The organism is Aeromonas sp. ZOR0002 (assembly GCF_963866995.1).
In the GTDB taxonomy this organism is placed as follows: domain Bacteria; phylum Pseudomonadota; class Gammaproteobacteria; order Enterobacterales; family Aeromonadaceae; genus Aeromonas; species Aeromonas caviae.
Genome location: NZ_CAWMFQ010000293.1, coordinates 1 through 16,476 on the forward strand (window position 1 = coordinate 1; position 16,476 = coordinate 16,476).

At 58.6% G+C, this 16,476-nt stretch carries 17 protein-coding genes; 9 read left to right on the forward strand and 8 right to left on the reverse strand.

All coding sequences use genetic code 11. The annotated features are described in order from the left end of the window. A partial coding sequence (gene dnaN / locus AACR77_RS15755; protein WP_042878464.1) for a DNA polymerase III subunit beta occupies positions 1 to 577 on the reverse strand: 577 nt, incomplete at its 3' end. A gap of 83 nt (positions 578 to 660) precedes the next feature. Continuing rightward, positions 661 to 2,031: a chromosomal replication initiator protein DnaA gene (gene dnaA / locus AACR77_RS15760; protein WP_039040645.1), complete on the reverse strand. Its 1,371-nt coding sequence runs from the start codon at positions 2,029 to 2,031 to the stop codon at positions 661 to 663. A 310-nt stretch (positions 2,032 to 2,341) separates the two neighbouring features. On the opposite strand from dnaA, the gene AACR77_RS15765 reads away from it, so the two are divergent. The 9 genes from AACR77_RS15765 (at position 2,342) to AACR77_RS15805 (ending at position 9,919) form a co-directional block, all read left to right on the forward strand. Next, positions 2,342 to 3,100: an amino acid ABC transporter substrate-binding protein gene (locus tag AACR77_RS15765; protein WP_039040644.1), complete on the forward strand. Its 759-nt coding sequence runs from the start codon at positions 2,342 to 2,344 to the stop codon at positions 3,098 to 3,100. Next, a complete protein-coding gene (locus AACR77_RS15770) occupies positions 3,101 to 3,769 on the forward strand; it encodes an amino acid ABC transporter permease (RefSeq protein ID WP_010672283.1) in 669 nt (222 codons plus the stop codon). It abuts the gene before it with no gap. Positions 3,770 to 3,781: 12 nt separating this feature from the next. Continuing rightward, a complete protein-coding gene (locus AACR77_RS15775) occupies positions 3,782 to 4,516 on the forward strand; it encodes an amino acid ABC transporter ATP-binding protein (RefSeq protein WP_010672282.1) in 735 nt (244 codons plus the stop codon). A gap of 269 nt (positions 4,517 to 4,785) precedes the next feature. After that, a complete protein-coding gene (rpmH, locus tag AACR77_RS15780) occupies positions 4,786 to 4,920 on the forward strand; it encodes a 50S ribosomal protein L34 (protein ID WP_005307156.1) in 135 nt (44 codons plus the stop codon). After that, a complete protein-coding gene (gene rnpA / locus AACR77_RS15785; protein WP_010672281.1) occupies positions 4,920 to 5,279 on the forward strand; it encodes a ribonuclease P protein component in 360 nt (119 codons plus the stop codon). Before rpmH ends, rnpA begins: the two co-directional genes overlap by 1 nt. Beyond that, the gene (gene yidD, locus AACR77_RS15790) at positions 5,246 to 5,494 is read left to right on the forward strand and encodes a membrane protein insertion efficiency factor YidD (RefSeq protein WP_010672280.1); all 249 of its coding nucleotides are present in this window, start codon (positions 5,246 to 5,248) and stop codon (positions 5,492 to 5,494) included. Before rnpA ends, yidD begins: the two co-directional genes overlap by 34 nt. Positions 5,495 to 5,499: 5 nt before the next feature. Further along, entirely contained in the window at positions 5,500 to 7,146 is a 1,647-nt protein-coding gene (gene yidC, locus AACR77_RS15795; protein WP_010672279.1) for a membrane protein insertase YidC, read from the forward strand. 109 nt (positions 7,147 to 7,255) lie between these two features. After that, complete coding sequence (gene mnmE / locus AACR77_RS15800) at positions 7,256 to 8,617, forward strand: tRNA uridine-5-carboxymethylaminomethyl(34) synthesis GTPase MnmE (protein WP_010672278.1); 1,362 nt, start codon at positions 7,256 to 7,258, stop codon at positions 8,615 to 8,617. A gap of 162 nt (positions 8,618 to 8,779) precedes the next feature. Then, a complete protein-coding gene (locus AACR77_RS15805; protein ID WP_042878465.1) occupies positions 8,780 to 9,919 on the forward strand; it encodes a site-specific integrase in 1,140 nt (379 codons plus the stop codon). 201 nt (positions 9,920 to 10,120) lie between these two features. Here the strand turns inward: AACR77_RS15805 and repC are convergent, their stop codons facing one another. The 6 genes from repC to AACR77_RS15835 all read right to left on the reverse strand — a co-directional run. Beyond that, complete coding sequence (gene repC / locus AACR77_RS15810) at positions 10,121 to 10,960, reverse strand: replication protein C, IncQ-type (protein WP_042878466.1); 840 nt, start codon at positions 10,958 to 10,960, stop codon at positions 10,121 to 10,123. Continuing rightward, positions 10,947 to 11,819, reverse strand: coding sequence for a helicase RepA family protein (locus AACR77_RS15815; RefSeq protein WP_320658458.1), 873 nt, complete (start codon positions 11,817 to 11,819; stop codon positions 10,947 to 10,949). Before AACR77_RS15815 ends, repC begins: the two co-directional genes overlap by 14 nt. Next, on the reverse strand, positions 11,806 to 12,141 hold the full coding sequence (locus tag AACR77_RS15820; protein WP_042878469.1) for a helix-turn-helix domain-containing protein: 336 nt from the start codon (positions 12,139 to 12,141) through the stop codon (positions 11,806 to 11,808). Before AACR77_RS15820 ends, AACR77_RS15815 begins: the two co-directional genes overlap by 14 nt. A 472-nt stretch (positions 12,142 to 12,613) precedes the next feature. After that, positions 12,614 to 13,051 carry a hypothetical protein gene (locus AACR77_RS15825; protein WP_047060732.1) on the reverse strand — a complete coding sequence of 146 codons (438 nt, stop codon included), beginning with the start codon at positions 13,049 to 13,051 and terminating at the stop codon, positions 12,614 to 12,616. A 1-nt stretch (position 13,052) separates the two neighbouring features. Continuing rightward, on the reverse strand, positions 13,053 to 16,019 hold the full coding sequence (locus AACR77_RS15830; protein ID WP_001138064.1) for a Tn3-like element TnAs3 family transposase: 2,967 nt from the start codon (positions 16,017 to 16,019) through the stop codon (positions 13,053 to 13,055). A 2-nt stretch (positions 16,020 to 16,021) separates the two neighbouring features. After that, on the reverse strand, positions 16,022 to 16,476 hold a 455-nt coding region (locus tag AACR77_RS15835), incomplete at its 5' end, for a recombinase family protein (RefSeq protein WP_052224745.1).

A 16,476-nucleotide genomic window follows, 5' to 3' on the forward strand; every position in this document is an offset into this window, starting at 1 on the left:
GATGATCGGGCAGCGATTCCCCCACCACCTCGCGGCGGCAGGTGGCCAGCCGGTGACCGTCCGTCGCCACGGTACGCAGGCCGTGACCTTCGCTCTCGAACAGCATGCCGTTCAGGTAGTAGCGCACGTCCTGGCTCGCCATGGAGAACTGGGTCGCGTCGATGAGTTTTTTCAGCTCCAGCTGGCTGATGTCGAACTCGAGCACGGATTCCCAATCCTCGATGTTCGGGTATTCGGTCGCCGGCAGGGTCGACAGGTTGAAGCGGGAGCGGCCGGAACGGATGATGAGGCGCTCTCCCTCGGTGCTGAGGCGGATCTCCGCCCCCTCCGGCAGACCGCGACAGATGTCCAGCAGCTTGCGCGCCGGCACTGTGGTGCGGCCATCCTGGCTGTCGCTGTTGAGATAGACCTGTCCGATCATCTCCACCTCGAGATCGGTCCCGGTCAGCGACAGCAGGCCATTGCTGACATCGAGCAGGACGTTGCCGAGGATGGGCAGGGTCGGCCGGCCACCCAGGGCACCGGACACCAGTTGCAGGGGACGTAACAGGGCCTCACGGCTAATTTCGAGCTGCATCTGTGCTCTCCGTTGTTATTGGGAGGAAAGGATTCGGATCAGGCTGGAACATGCAATCTGCATCTGTGCACTCCGTTCCGTTATCAGGAAGAAAGGGTACGGATCAGGTTGGAATAATCTTCCTTGATGTCGTGACTCTCTTCCTTCAGCTGCTCGATCTTGCGGCAGGCATGAAGAACCGTGGTGTGGTCACGGCCACCAAAGGCATCCCCTATCTCAGGCAAGCTGTGGTTGGTCAGCTCCTTGGCCAGCGCCATCGCCAGCTGGCGCGGGCGGGCAACGGAACGGGAGCGACGCTTGGAGAGCAGATCCGCCAGCTTGATCTTGTAATACTCCGCCACCGTCTTCTGGATGTTGTCGATGGTGACCAGCTTCTCCTGCAAGGCCAGGAGATCGCGCAGCGCCTCGCGCACGAAGTCGATGTTGATGGCGCGGCCGGTGAAGTTGGCATTGGCGATCACCCGGTTGAGGGCACCTTCCAGTTCACGGACGTTGGAGCGAAGTCGTTTGGCGATGAAGAAGGCCACTTCGTCCGGCAGGTGGATCTGGTTCTCGTCCGCCTTGCGCATCAGGATCGCCACCCGGGTCTCCAGCTCGGGCGGTTCGATCGCCACCGTCAGGCCCCAGCCGAAGCGGGACTTGAGACGATCTTCCACCCCGTTGATCTCTTTCGGATAACGGTCCGAGGTCAGGATGATCTGCTGGTTGCCTTCAAGCAGGGCGTTGAAGGTGTGGAAGAACTCCTCCTGGGAGCGCTCCTTGTTGGCGAAGAACTGGATGTCATCGATGAGCAGGGCATCGACGCTACGGTAATAACGCTTGAACTCTTCAATGGCGTTATTCTGCAGCGCCTTCACCATGTCCTGCACGAACCGTTCGGAGTGCATGTAGATGACTTTGGCGTCTTTCTTGCGATCCTTGATGGCATTGCCAACGGCGTGCAGCAGGTGGGTCTTGCCAAGGCCAGTGCCGCCATAGAGGAACAGCGGGTTGTAGGCACCACCCGGATTGTCGGCCACCTGACGGGCGGCCGCACGGGCCAGCTGGTTGGACTTACCCTCGACGAAATTCTCGAAGGTATAGTTCACGTTGGTGTTGCTCTTGTGGTTTGGCTCGGGCTTGTTTTCGGCCTTGTTTTCCCAGCTCTTGGGAGAGTTATTCACAGGATCGACACCACGGGCCGGCGCCCTGGCGACCGCGACGGGATGAGGGCGATTGCCGATATCAAAACGCAGGGTGGGAGCGTCGGCTCCGCACAGCTCGTTGATGATGCCGTTGACCCGGAGCAGGTACTTGTCGCGTACCCAGTCCAGAACAAAGCGGTTCGGTGCATACAGGGTCAGAGTATTGTCACTCAACTCCGCTTGAAGCGGCCGGATCCACATGCTGAATTCTGCCGAGGGCAACTCATCTTGCAGCCGGTTAAGGCACTGCTGCCATAGCGAAGCAGTCACTCTAGACTCCCGTCAATTGATTAAGTAAAGACCGGCTATTCTACGTTTTTAGTGGCCGGATCTCCAGTTGCTGCCGCACGGATCCAGCAAATAAGATCCTTGACTTTCAAGGATCCAACGCCCCAGGATCCCATTTCATCCCCAAAGTTACCCACAGCCGGATATCGGCAATGTGGACAGAATGGCGCGCTGCAACCATAGTTATTTTATATAACCAAATATCATTTATTTTTTATATTTTATTCCAATAACATCAGCGCCAACCCGTGATTACAACTAAAAATACAGCACTACAGAGAGAGGAATCCCCATGAAATCCACCATCAAACTGATTTCCGGCGCCGCCATTCTGCTGGCCAGCCTGTCCGGCCAGGCCATCGCCCAGGAAACCATCAAGGTCGGCATGTCCGGCAAATATTTCCCGTTCACCTTCGTCAAGCAGGACAAGCTGCAGGGCTTCGAGGTGGACATGTGGAACCAGATCGGTGAGCGCACCGGCTACAAGGTCGAGTTCGTGACCGCCAGCTTCTCCGGCCTGTTCGGCATGCTGGAAACCGGCCGCGTTGACACCATCTCCAACCAGATCACCATCACCGACGAGCGCAAGGCCAAGTACGCCTTCTCCCAGCCCTATGTCTATGACGGTGCCCAGATCGTGGTCCGCAAGGGCAACAACACCATCCACGGCATCAAGGATCTGGAAGGCAAGAAGGTCGCCGTCAACCTGGGCTCCAACTTCGAAGAGCTGCTGCGCAAGAACGACCCCAACAAGAAGATCGACATCCGCACCTATGACTCCGCCTTCGAGCAGGATGTCGCCCTGGGCCGCATCGACGCCTTCGTGATGGACCGCGTCTCCACCGCCCAGCTGATCAAGGAATCCAAGCTGCCGCTGCAACAGGCCGGTGCACCGTTCGAAACCATCGAGAACGCCCTGCCCTTCCTGAAGACCCCGGAAAAGCAGGCCGTGCTGAAGAAGGTTGACGATGCCCTCACCGCCATGCGCAAAGACGGCACCCTGACCAAAATCTCCGAAAAATGGTTCGCAGCGGACATCACCAGCAAATAAATGATGGAATTTGACCTCGAGTACACGCTAGGGCTGTTTCCCATCCTGCTCAAATACCTGGGCACCACGATGGAAATGGCCCTGTGGGGATTCGTATTGGCACTCGTACTGTCGCTGATCCTGGCGATAGTACGAGTGTTTCGCGTTCCCGCACTTCACTGGCTGGCGATGCTGTATATCTCGTTCTTCCGGGGTACACCGCTGCTCGTCCAGCTGTTCCTGCTCTATTACGGGCTGCCGCAGCTCTTCCCCATCTTCGTGGGGATGGATGCCTTTACCGCCGCCATCATCGGCCTGACCCTGCACTTCGCCGCCTACATGGCAGAGTCGATCCGGGCAGCCATTCTCGGCATCCACAAGAGCCAGATGGAAGCCGCCCTCAGCATCGGCATGAGCCGGCTGCAGGCGATGCAGCGGATCATCCTGCCCCAGGCGGCCCGCATCGCGACACCATCGCTGATGAACTACTTCATCGACATGATCAAGAGCACTTCCCTGGCGTTTACCCTGGGTGTGGCGGAGATCATGGGCAAGGCCCAGATGGAAGCGGCCTCCTCCTTCAAGTTCTTCGAGAGCTTCATGGCGGTGGCGCTGATCTACTGGGTGGTGGTCATCTTCTTCACCCGCTTGCAGCATCTGCTGGAAGTGCGGCTGAACCGTGCTTATTAAAGGAGGCCTGTCATGATCAACCTAACGGGTCTCTCCAAGGCCTATGACGGAAATCAGGTGCTCAACGGCATCGATCTTGAGGTAAAGAAGGGGGAGATTGTCGTCATCATCGGCCCCTCCGGTACCGGCAAGTCGACTCTGCTGCGCTGCCTCAACCTGCTGGAAACCCCGGATGCAGGGCGGCTCGTCATCGATGACCTCGCCGTGGATCTGGCCAAGGCCAGCGACCAGCAGGCCATCGAACTGCGCAAACGCGCCTCTTTCGTGTTCCAGAACTACGCCCTGTTCGCCAACAAGACGGCGCTGGACAACATCGCCGAGGGGCTGATCACCGTCTGGAAACAGCCGAAGGCGGAGGCTCGTGCCACTGCCCTGGGCATCCTCAAGGACATCGGCCTCGCCGAGAAACAGGATGCCTACCCGGCCTCCCTCTCCGGCGGCCAGCAACAGCGCGTCGGCATCGGCCGGGCCATGGCGGCCCACTCCAAGGTGATCCTGTTTGACGAGCCCACCTCCGCCCTCGATCCCGAGTGGGTCGACGAGGTGCTGGGCCTGATGAAGCAGCTCGCCCGCCAGCACCAGACCATGGTGGTGGTGACCCACGAGATCGAGTTTGCCCGTGATGTCGCCGATCGGGTGATCTTCATGGAAGGAGGCCGGATCGTGGAGCAGGGCCCGCCGGATCAGATATTGGTCGATCCGCAGGATCCCCGTACCCGGGAGTTCCTGCGCAAAGTACTTAAATAGCTCTCTCTTTGGCGGCCTGGCCGCCTTTTTTCTTGAGGGATCCTTGTTTAACCCCGGGTTGCCAGTATAATTCGGGGCCCTTGATCCTCCGGATACTGCCAGATTATCCCGCTCGGTCGACGAACGGGGCGAGATGGAAAGGAACGGCGGATTGACGAGAAGCTGAACTCTGTTTAGAATTCGGCCTCTTTTGCTAGTCGTCACACGCTATAGCTGGCGCGTCGGCTAAGTGTGACAATCAAAACTGTACAGAAATACGGAATCGAATCATGAAACGTACTTTTCAACCGTCCAACCTGAAGCGCAAGCGCTCTCACGGTTTCCGCGCTCGCATGGCTACTGCCAACGGCCGCAAAGTTCTGGCCGCTCGTCGTGCCAAGGGTCGTGCCCGCCTGGTAGTCTAATGCCTACCCAGCACACCTTCTCTCGGGAGTTACGTCTGTTAACTCCCGAACACTTCAAACGCGTTTTCGCCGAGCCTGTCCGGGCCGCTTCTCCGCAAATTACGCTTCTTGCTTGCCCCAACTCCCTCGAACACCCCCGTCTTGGCCTCGCCGTGCCCAAAAAGGCGCTCAAGCGTGCCGTCTGGCGCAACCGTGTAAAACGAGTGGTTCGGGAAAGTTTTCGCCTCAATCAAGCCAATCTGCCCGCTATCGACATCGTCGTGATCGCCAAGGGTGGCGTGAAGGAGATGGACAACGAAGCGCTGTTCAAGTTACTGGAAAAGCTATGGCGCACTCTGTCACGCCGTTGCAATGGGTAGCAATCAAACTGATACGCCTGTATCAGCTAATCATTAGTCCCCTGCTCGGGCCGCGCTGCCGTTTCACCCCGACTTGTTCCCAATTTGCGATAGAAGCAATCCGACTTCACGGTTTCATAAAAGGCGTTTGGTTAGCCAGCAAACGTCTATTAAAATGCCATCCCTTATCCGAGGGTGGTTATGACCCGGTTCCGCAACCAAAGCGAAGAAACTGAAGACTATGGAATCACAACGCAATTTACTCCTGATCGGTTTGCTGTTCGTGAGCTTCTTGCTCTGGCAACAGTGGGAGTCCGACAAGGCTCCGAAGCCGGCCCCGACTACCGTGGCCCAAACCGAACATTTCGTACCTGAAGCCGGTCAGACCGGTGATATTCCTCAGGTTTCCGAGCAAGCAAATGGTAACGCCGCGCGCAAGCTGATCACCGTCTCCTCCGACGTGCTCAAATTGACCTTGGACACCCAGGGCGGTGACATCGTCTCTGCCGAGCTGCTGGCCCACAAGCTGGAAGAAGGCAAGGAACAGCCGTTCACCCTGCTGACCAGCCAGCCTGCCCACCTCTATGTGGCCCAGAGCGGTCTGGTCGGTCGCAATGGTCCGGACAGCCAGGCCCAGGGTCGTCCCACCTATGAAGCCGCCCAGACCAGCTATCAGCTGGCCGATGGTCAGGATCAAGTCGTCGTTCCGATGACCTGGACCGACAGCAAGGGTGTGGTCTTCACCAAGGAGTTCGTGCTCAAGCGCGGTGATTACGCCGTGGGCGTCGACTACAAGATCGACAACAAGTCTGCCGAGCCGGTCCAGGTACAGTTCTACGGTCAGCTGAAGCAGACCATGACCACGCCGAAGGATCAGGAAGGTCATGCCATGGTGGCCAGTGCCTACCGTGGTGGTGCCTTCTCCAGCGAAGACTCCCGCTACAAGAAGTACACCTTCGACGAGATGAAGGATGCCGACCTGAACAAGACCACCCAGGGTGGTTGGGTCGCCATGCTGCAGCACTACTTCGTCTCTGCCTGGGCCCCGAATGCCAACGACACCAACAGCTTCTACAGCCGCGTGATCCCGGGCAAGGACCAGGCCATCATCGGCTACAAGGCGCCGCTGGTTGACGTCGCTGCCGGCCAGCAGGCCGAAGTGAGCGGCAAGCTGTGGATCGGTCCCAAGCTGCAGGATCAGATGGCCAAGGTGGCAAACCACCTGGATCTGACCGTCGACTACGGCTGGCTCTGGTTCATCGCCCAACCGCTGCACTGGCTGCTGACCGTGTTCCACGGTTTCGTCCAGAACTGGGGTCTGGCCATCATCATGCTGACCCTGCTGGTGCGCGGCATCATGTTCCCGCTGACCAAGGCCCAGTACACCTCCATGGCCAAGATGCGCATGCTCCAGCCCAAGCTGGCTGCGCTCAAGGAACGCTTCGGTGACGATCGCCAGAAGATGTCCCAGGGCATGATGGAGCTGTACAAGAAGGAGAAGGTCAACCCGCTGGGCGGCTGCCTGCCCATCCTGGTACAGATGCCCATCTTCATCGCCCTCTACTGGGCACTGATGGAGTCTGTAGAGCTGCGCCACGCGCCGTTCGCCCTGTGGATCACCGACCTGTCGGTGAAGGACCCCTTCTTCGTGCTGCCAATCCTCATGGGTGCCTCCATGTGGTATCTGCAGAAGATGAGCCCGACCACCATCACGGACCCGATGCAGCAGAAGGTGATGCAGTTCATGCCGATCATCTTCACCTTCATGTTCCTCTGGTTCCCGGCAGGTCTGACTCTGTACTGGCTGGTGAGCAACGTCATCTCCATCATCCAGCAGACCATCATCTATCGTCAGCTGGAGAAGAAAGGCCTGCACTCACGCAACTGATGCGCAGCCCATCTTTCCTGATGACAAAAGAGGCGGCCTTCGGGCCGCCTTTTTTATTACAATGTCCCCCACCCTCTTACTCATTCAGCCAACCAGCGAGTCAAGCAAGATGACAACAGATACCATCGTGGCCCAGGCCACCGCCCCCGGCCGTGGCGGCGTCGGCATAGTCCGCGTCTCCGGCCCTGCCGCCGAGCGGGTCGCCGAGATAGTGCTCGGCAAGCTCCCAAGGGTGCGTTATGCCGAATATCTGCCGTTCAGGGACGAGCAGGGCCAGGCGCTGGATCAGGGCATCGCCCTGCTGTTCAAGGCTCCCAACAGCTTCACCGGCGAAGACGTGCTGGAGCTGCAGGGCCATGGCGGCCCCGTCATTCTCGACATGCTGATCCGCCGCATCCTGCAGATCGACGGCATCCGCCCCGCCCGCCCGGGCGAGTTCAGCGAGCGCGCCTTCCTCAACGACAAGCTGGATCTGGCCCAGGCCGAGGCCATCGCCGATCTCATCGAAGCCTCCAGCGAGCAGGCCGCCCGCAGCGCCATGCACTCCCTCCAGGGGCAGTTCTCCGGCAAGGTTCAGCAGTTGGTGGAGAGTCTCACCCGGCTGCGCATCTATGTGGAAGCGGCCATCGACTTCCCGGATGAAGAGATCGACTTTCTCTCCGACGGCAAGGTGGCGGGTGACCTCTACGCCATCATGTCCGAGCTGGACGACGTGCGCGGCGAGGCCAAGCAGGGTGCCCTGCTGCGAGAGGGGATGAAGGTGGTGATCGCCGGTCGCCCCAACGCCGGTAAATCGAGCCTGCTCAACGCCCTCGCAGGCCGCGAGTCCGCCATCGTCACCGAGATCGCCGGTACCACCCGCGACGTGCTGCGCGAGCACATCCATCTGGACGGCATGCCGCTGCACATCATCGACACCGCGGGCCTGCGCGATACCCAGGACAAGGTGGAACAGATCGGCATCGAGCGTGCCTGGGCCGAGATCGAACAGGCCGACCGGGTGCTGTTCATGGTGGACGGCACCACCACGGATGCCGTCGATCCCCACGATATCTGGCCGGAATTCGTTGATCGGTTGCCAAAAAACATCGGCCTCACCGTGGTGCGCAACAAGGCGGACCTGACCGGCGAGGATCTGGCACCGAGCCAGGAGCAGGGCCACGCCGTCTATCGCATCTCCGCCAAGACCGAGCTGGGGCTGCCCGCACTGCGCGAGCACCTCAAGGCCTGCATGGGCTTCCAGGGCAACACCGAAGGGGGCTTCATGGCCCGCCGCCGCCACCTGGACGCACTGGAGCGCGCCGCCGAACGGCTGCTGGTAGCCAGGGAGCAGCTTGAGGTCTATGTGGCTGGCGAACTGGTGGCCGAGGAGCTGCGCCTGGCCCAGGAGTCCCTGTCCGAGATCACCGGCGAGTTCAGCTCCGACGATCTGCTGGGCCGCATCTTCTCCAGCTTCTGCATCGGCAAGTAATGTGGTGAAAAATCAGCAATAAAAAGCAGCCAGTGAGAACATAAGATATTGTAAATATTGGACTTTGTTTTTTACTGGCTGTTCTTGCCTGATCTTGTTTCGTGAGAATTTACCCCGAGAGTACCCCACAGTAACCTCTTGGGGTACTTTTGGGGGACACTTATGAAGATCAGCATCGAATACCGCGCACCGGACGCCGAAGGCAAGCGCGCTCTGCGCTTAACCTACTACGCCGGCTCCTACTTTGACCCAACCACGGGCATCCGCAAGCACAAACGCAGCAGAGAGACCCTGGATCTCTTCCTGTACGACAAGCCGCGTACCCCAGCACAGCGGCTCCACAACAAAGAAACCCAGCGAGCAGCCGAAGCTATCCGCGCCAAGCGACTCTTCGAGTACGAGACTGGTAAACACCATCTGGATTTCTCGAACGCCTACAAGGCCAGCTTCTTCGAGTACTTCCAAGAGGTTACAGACCAAAAAGCGGCAGGCAGCAAGAGCAACCATTCCATCTGGATATCAGCCCTCAAGCATTTACGCCAGTACCATAAGCTGCCGGAGCTGACTTTCGAGGAAGTAGATCAGCTGTTCCTGGAGGGGTTTCGGCATTACCTGATGCACAAGGCCCGCACCAAAAGCGGCACACCACTGAGCCGCAACACCCAGAGTGCCTATTTCAACAAGTTAAGGGCAGCCCTGAACCAAGCTGAGCAGGAACGGCTGCTACCGGATAATCCGGTACGACGTGTCAAAGCTATCCAGGGGGAAAAGAACAAACGGGTTTACCTGACCGAAGACGAGGTACGAGCTCTGGCCCAAGCCGAGTGCCGCTACGACGTTCTTAAGCGCGCCTTTCTGTTCTCTTGTTGCACTGGCTTGCGCTGGTCCGACATTCACAAGCTGACCTGGGCCGAGCTGGAGCCCTTCTATGGCCATTACCGTATCGTCTTCACCCAGAAAAAGACCAGCGGCCTGCAATACCTGGATTTGAATGACATGGCGATGCAGCTGATGGGGCGCCCAGGCAAGGCAACAGAGCGGATCTTCAAGGGCCTCAAGTACTCGGCTTGGCACAACATGGAGCTCACCCGGTGGGCGTTGCTGGCGGGTATAACCAAGAAGGTAACCTTCCACAGCGCACGTCATACCTTCGCCGTGATCCAGCTTAACCGCGGCGTCGATATCTATGCCCTCTCCCGCTTGCTGGGACACAGTGAGCTGAGAACCACAGAGATCTATGCAGACATCCTTGAATCACGGCGTAGAGATGCCATGCTCGATTTTCCCAACGTATTGGCGTGATAGAAGCCCCCTCGACGAGACCATGGCCAGAAAGAGCCAACAAATAGGCCAGCGCAACCATACGCTGGCCTAGATTATCTTAGATAATATAGATCAGATTTCAGGATCGCCCTGCAGCCCAAGCGGTAACTGGGTTTCACTGAATTGGCTTGTGACCGTTATCGTGAACTTTGTGACCACTTTCGTGATAGTTTGTGACCGTTATCGTGATAGTGCAGGCCGGCCGATGGTAAACCGCCCCTTGGCATGTTCGCAGATAGACCAGCCCAAAGCAGTCAGCTCATCCAATGCCTTGCGAACTCGTGATTGCCGCTTGCGATGGGTGGCCGTGCTGACCTCATCGGGAAAGGCATAAGCGACCAAGGTGTCTAACTGCACAGCCCTTTTCTGACCACAATCCACCCAGGCACATAGCCGCTGATGCAATAACCGAGCGATGCTGCCATTCAAGTGCCGAACTTCTGTCATGTCGATACGAACATGGCGACCATTACCCATAATGGCGTAGGTCAGCAAGGGATTAAGCGCCACAAAAAGTCCATCAGTCTGAGTGTCACTGACATAGTTCGCCAATAAGCGAAATCCGCTACGCTGGCCAGCCACCTTTGCGATCACCGACACCTTCCACAATCGCTCGATACAGCAACGTACAGTATTGGTATCCCGAGGATTGGCGTATCCAATCTCCTTGGCCAGTTTGCGCAGGCTGCTTCTGACCACCAATACCCTTTGCTGGTTGGCAGCCCAACGAAGATCCAGAAGATCTCGCAATATCGTCCCAGTTTCGCTCACTGCAACTGGCTCAATCTCGTTACTTTGTGACTCAAGTCCAGCCATGGCAACCAACCCCTGAAGCACACGGAGGTCATCTGCACCCAACGGCTCAGGCCCGGAGAACTCGATCTGATTGCCACCACCGAAACAGTAAATCACCTCCAGCTTGTCACGGCGGCGTTGGCCATGCGAGATCGCCCTAAACAACCCGGGAGCAAGGCAATGCATATGGTCGTGCCGGGCATGAGTCAATTCAAAGCAAGACACGTTTACCTCCAGCCCGGCGTATTACGTCCAAACCAGCGGGGTGCAGCACACCACCTTCCCCCCGCACCAACCAGCGCTCTGGTAGTGGCGGCCCATAATTGCTTTTGCTTACCCCAAACCGCACGTAAAGCTGGCTCTTCTCTACCGATACGCCCAGCTTCTGCGCCTCTTTCTTGGTCATAGTGGCGAGATAGGCCTGCCAGCGAACGTTGTCCACCAGTACCGACGAACCACGGCTTGCCTGCTGCAGATCGCCAGCTTCTTGGAATGCCGCAGATTTACTGGTGTGGTGTACAAACAGCACAGCGCATCCCAGCCCCATGGCCAGCCGTTCCAACTGACCTAGTACCTGCGTCATGGCACAGGCCGCATTCTCGTCGGCATCGTGGAAGCGCCTCAAAGTATCGATGACAATCAACCTCACCCCTTTAGCCCAAATAGCAATCGCTTCCCACCAATGGCTATCCAGCACATTCGGGCTGGCACCCTGAAGCGATATCAAACGAAGGCCTCGTTCAACGTTGGCACGAAGTTCAGCATCAAGGCCTCCGCCCAAGGCAAACAAGCGCTGGTGCAGAACAGGCCAAGGGTCCTCGGCAGGCAGGTAGAGCACAGCCCCCCTGCCCAGCTTGCCAAGTTCAATCCAATCCGGCCCACCGGCGATCTGCATTGCCAGTTGTAATGCCAACATCGATTTGCCCACACCTCCCGGTGACACCAAAGCACCAACGCAGCCCACCGGCAGCCCCGGGAGGACAAAATCGAGGGGTTTCGGAGGTTCAACAAAAGCCGACCGGAGATCCTGAGGCCAGTGAGATGCGATGAGATCTCGTTCCATAACAGCCTCACAACCGCCCATGACTAGCTTGCCGCACACGCTTGGTTACATGCTCAGTGAGTTCGGCGTCCGGTGAAATGCGGTGGGAGAGCAGCCAGTCCAGCAGCTCAACGCGCTTAAAGTAGATCTTTTTGCCTTGTGGCTTGTAATGCGGCAGACGCTTTTCACTGGTCAGCCGGTACACATAGCTGACAGAAACCCCCAGCAACTCGGCACACTCCTCGGCAGAAATCACCTCCTTCTGCCCCTGCCCTTGCTGGATCACCAACCGTTTCAGCTCATACAGCTCTTTCAGAATTATCCCGTTTGGATCGCTGTAAACTGACGGATTTTGCTCACGCATGCAGATGATCTCCCTGTAACAAACATCAACATGCAAAGCGTACCGGGGACCTAACGAAATACAGAGCGCTGTAAGTGCCCAAAATGGGCACTTACAGCGTTTTCAGGAAAATTTTCACATGTGAAATTTTGGTGAGAAACTGCTGCCAGTAAAGTCATCAGGCTCCACCAGATCCGTCACAAAATGGGGTAAGAATGTTTGACTGAAAGAGGGCGTCTCTTTAAGGTTGCCCGCAACATGACCCCGGCCTCTTGGTTGCTTTGCAACTTACGCCGGGGTTGTTTTTTTGAATCTGTCTTTGTGTCGGCATACACGCCTTATTACTTCGCCATACAGCCGGTCGGTTGCTAATCATCGGGGTAACCGTTACACTTTGCGCATCTCATCTACCAGCCTTTGGCGTCAGCGTAGAAGGAGTTACGGCCCCGTCCTCTTCGGAGGGCGCGGCCAGCTTAATTCCCTCCCCTAGCAGTCAATAACTCCCATACCGTTTCCAGCGCTTGTTGTACTTGCGCCGTTCGTGTTCATGTTCGATGAAAAATGCCGTCCACGGCAGGATATATTCTCCGCGATCATCCAGCACGACAAGGTAGCCTTCCGCTTCAAACCAGATATGGATGCGTTGCAGCTTGCCACGAGGCTCAGCCCACACCTTGAGCTCAGGATCGCTATCATTCTCGATGATGGGTTTGGGCCAGCGGATGCGTTCGCATCGACGTAAATCGGGTTCTCGCTCTGCTTCAACTTCTCCAGTTGAAATCATGTGCCAGAAGGTCGCTGATTTCCCGGCATATTCAGGATGACGTTTCAGACCAAGACGCTTGCCTCTGAACTCGGGTTTGTTGAGTACAAAGTCTTGTTCGAAGGCCGCATAAACAGGGGTCGTCTCAGAAAACGGAAAATAAAGCACGCTAAGCCGGTTGCAGAGGCCGTAGCGGCCTGAACTTCCCCGCGCCGATCTTGGCGCTGCTGCGCCATAGGTAATCACCGGTCAGGTTGATGTGCTCCCAGCCGAGTGGCGACAGGTACTGCAATAGCGAGTCATCGACGGCATGACCATTGCCGCGCAACGCATGCGCCGCACGCTCCAGGTAGACCGTGTTCCACAGCACGATGGCCGCCGTCACCAGGTTGAGGCCGCTGGCCCGGTAGCGCTGCTGCTCGAAACTGCGGTCACGGATTTCACCAAGGCGGTTGAAGAACACGGCACGGGCCAGCGCATTGCGCGCCTCGCCCTTGTTCAGCCCGGCATGCACGCGGCGGCGTAGCTCGACGCTTTGCAGCCAGTCGAGGATGAACAGCGTGCGCTCGATGCGGCCCAACTCGCGCAGCGCGACGGCCAAGCCGTTCTGGCGCGGGTAGCTGCCGAGTTTCCTGAGCATCAGCGAGGCCGTCACCGTGCCCTGCTTGATCGAGGTGGCCAGCCGCAGGATTTCGTCCCAATGGGCGCGGACGTGCTTGATGTTGAGCGTGCCGCCGATCATCGGCTTGAGCGCGTCATAGGCGGCATCGCCCTTCGGGATGTAGAGCTTGGTGTCGCCCAGGTCGCGGATGCGCGGCGCGAAGCGGAAGCCCAAGAGGTGCATCAGGGCGAAGACGTGATCGGTGAAGCCCGCCGTGTCGGTGTAGTGCTCCTCGATCCGCAGGTCGGATTCGTGGTACAGCAGGCCGTCGAGCACGTAGGTTGAGTCGCGCAGGCCGACATTGACCACCTTGGTGTGGAATGGCGCGTATTGGTCGGAGATGTGGGTGTAGAAAGTCCGTCCTGGGCTGCTGCCATATTTTGGGTTGATGTGCCCCGTGCTCTTTGCCTTGCTAGCGGTTCGGAAATTCTGTCCGTCCGATGATGATGTGGTGCCATCGCCCCAGTGCCCGGCAAAGGGATGCCGAAACTGAGCGTTGACCAGTTCAGCCAACGCTGTCGAGTACGTTTCGTCGCGGGTATGCCAGGCTTGCAGCCAAGCGAGCTTCGCGTAGGTCGTGCCGGGGCAGGACTCGGCCATCTTGGTCAGGCCCAGGTTGATCGCGTCGGCCAGGATCGTGGTCAACAACAGGTTCTTGTCCTTGGCCAGATCGCCCGATTTCAAGTGCGTGAAGTGCCGGGTGAAGCCCGTCCACTCATCGACTTCGAGCAGCAGTTCGGTGATCTTGACGTGCGGCAGGACCATGGCTGTCTGGTCTATCAGCGCCTGCGCGGTGTCGGGCACCGCCGCATCCAGCGGCGTGATCTTCAAGCCCGACTCGGTGATGATGGCATCCGGCAGGTCGTTGGCTGCCGCCATGCGGTTGACGGTGGCAAGTTGTGCTTCCAGCAGCGTCAGCCGCTCATGCAGATATTGTTCGCAGTCGGTGGCCACGGCCAGCGGCAATTCGCTGGACTGCTTGAGGCTGGTGAACTTCTCGGGCGGTACCAGGTAGTCCTCGAAGTCCTTGAACTGGCGTGAACCCTGCACCCAGATGTCGCCCGAGCGCAGGGAGTTCTTCAACTCGGACAGCGCGCACAGTTCGTAGTAGCGCCGGTCGATGCCGGCGTCGGTCATCACCAGTTTCTGCCAGCGCGGCTTGATGAAGCCGGTCGGTGCATCGGCTGGCAGCTTGCGGGCGTTGTCGGTGTTCATGCCGCGCAGCACCTCAATGGCATCAAGCACGTTTTTGGCGGCGGGCGCGGCCCGCAGCTTGAGCACGGCAAGGAATTCCGGTGCATAGCGGCGCAGGGTGGCGTAGCTCTCGCCGATGCGATGCAGGAAATCGAAGTCATCGGGTTGCGCGAGCTTCTGCGCCTCGGTGACGCTCTCGGCAAAGGAATCCCAGGACATGACGGCCTCGATGGCGGCAAACGCATCGCGGCCTGATTGCTTGGCGTCGATCAGCGCCTGACCGATGCGCCCGTACAGACGTACCTTGGCGTTGATGGCCTTGCCTGACGCCTGGAACTGCTGCTGATGCTTATTCTTGGCAGCGTTAAACAGCTTACCCAGGATGCGGTCGTGCAGGTCGATGATTTCGTCGGTGACGGTGGCCATGCCCTCGGTGGCCAGCGCCACGAGAGTGGCGTAGCGCCGTTGCGGCTCGAATTTGGCCAGGTCGGCGGGTGTCATCTGGCCGCCCTCGCGGGCAATCTTGAGCAGGCGGTTCTGGTGAACCAGCCGCTCGATGCCGGTAGGCAGATCGAGTGCCTGCCATGCCTTGAGGCGTTCGATGTGTTCCAGCATATGCCGCGAATTTGGCTTGGCCGGAGACTGGCGCAACCAAGCCAACCAGGTCGTCTTGCCGTTGTCCCGGCGCTTGAGCAGATCGTCGAGGCGGCGGCGATGCGCGTCCGCCAGTGGTTCGGCCAAGGCGTCGTAGATGCGCCGGTTAGCACGGGTGATCGCCTCGGCACTCGCCCGCTCGACGGCGTTGAGGGCGGGCAGAATGACCGACTGCCGCCGCAGGTGCCCGATCAAGGCGCTGGCCAGCACGATGCCTTTGTCGGTTTGCATCGCCAGCTCGGTCAGCATCTGGACGGCCTGCCGGTAATGGCTCATGGTGAAGGGCCGGAAACCGAACACGGTTTGCAGCTCGCTCAGGTGCTCGCGCCGGGTCTGCTCCCGCTGGCCGTACTCGTTCCAGCTTTCGACGCCGACCTTGAGCTGGTCGGCGACCAGCTTCAACAAGGGCGGGAACGGTAGTTCATCGACGCCCAGGATGACGCCGGGAAAGCGCAGGTAACAGAGCTGCACCGCGAAGCCCAGCCGATTGGCTGGCCCGCGCCGCTGTCGGATGATCGAGAGGTCGGTATCGTTGAATGTGTAATGTCGGATCAGGTCGTCCTTGGAGTCCGGCAACGCCAGCAGGCTTTCCCGCTCGGCGGCGGACAGGATGGAACGACGTGGCATATTTACTGATCCGTTCTCAAGTATTGATACAGGGTTTCGCGACTGATTCCGAATTCACGAGCAAGCTTGGTCTTTTGCTCGCCAGCCTCGACACGTTGGCGCAGTTCGGCAATACGCTCAGACGACAGGGATTTCTTCCTGCCACGGTAAGCCCCGCGTTGCTTGGCGAGCGCAATACCCTCGCGCTGACGCTCGCGGATCAGGGCGCGCTCGAACTCGGCGAACGCGCCCATCACCGAGAGCATCAGGTTCGCCATCGGAGAGTCTTCGCCAGTAAAACTGAGGTGTTCCTTGACGAATTCGATATGCACGCCGCGTTGTGTCAGCGTTTGCACGATCCGGCGCAAATCATCGAGATTGCGCGCCAGGCGATCCATGCTATGCACCACCACGGTGTCGCCGGTGCGGGCGAAGCGGCACTGTTGCAAAGTTAGCGATGAGGCAGCCTTTTGTCTTA

Bases quoted from the DNA above. Each gene is read 5' to 3' on its own strand.
- AACR77_RS15765 (WP_039040644.1), top strand. From the start codon at position 2,342: ATGAAATCCACCATCAAACTGATTTCCGGCGCCGCCATTCTGCTGGCC.
- AACR77_RS15770 (WP_010672283.1), top strand. From the start codon at position 3,101: ATGATGGAATTTGACCTCGAGTACACGCTAGGGCTGTTTCCCATCCTG.
- AACR77_RS15775 (WP_010672282.1), top strand. From the start codon at position 3,782: ATGATCAACCTAACGGGTCTCTCCAAGGCCTATGACGGAAATCAGGTG.
- rpmH (WP_005307156.1), top strand. From the start codon at position 4,786: ATGAAACGTACTTTTCAACCGTCCAACCTGAAGCGCAAGCGCTCTCAC.
- rnpA (WP_010672281.1), top strand. From the start codon at position 4,920: ATGCCTACCCAGCACACCTTCTCTCGGGAGTTACGTCTGTTAACTCCC.
- yidD (WP_010672280.1), top strand. From the start codon at position 5,246: ATGGCGCACTCTGTCACGCCGTTGCAATGGGTAGCAATCAAACTGATA.
- yidC (WP_010672279.1), top strand. From the start codon at position 5,500: ATGGAATCACAACGCAATTTACTCCTGATCGGTTTGCTGTTCGTGAGC.
- mnmE (WP_010672278.1), top strand. From the start codon at position 7,256: ATGACAACAGATACCATCGTGGCCCAGGCCACCGCCCCCGGCCGTGGC.
- AACR77_RS15805 (WP_042878465.1), top strand. From the start codon at position 8,780: ATGAAGATCAGCATCGAATACCGCGCACCGGACGCCGAAGGCAAGCGC.
- AACR77_RS15815 (WP_320658458.1), bottom strand. From the start codon at position 11,819: ATGGGCGGTTGTGAGGCTGTTATGGAACGAGATCTCATCGCATCTCAC.
- AACR77_RS15820 (WP_042878469.1), bottom strand. From the start codon at position 12,141: ATGCGTGAGCAAAATCCGTCAGTTTACAGCGATCCAAACGGGATAATT.
- AACR77_RS15830 (WP_001138064.1), bottom strand. From the start codon at position 16,019: ATGCCACGTCGTTCCATCCTGTCCGCCGCCGAGCGGGAAAGCCTGCTG.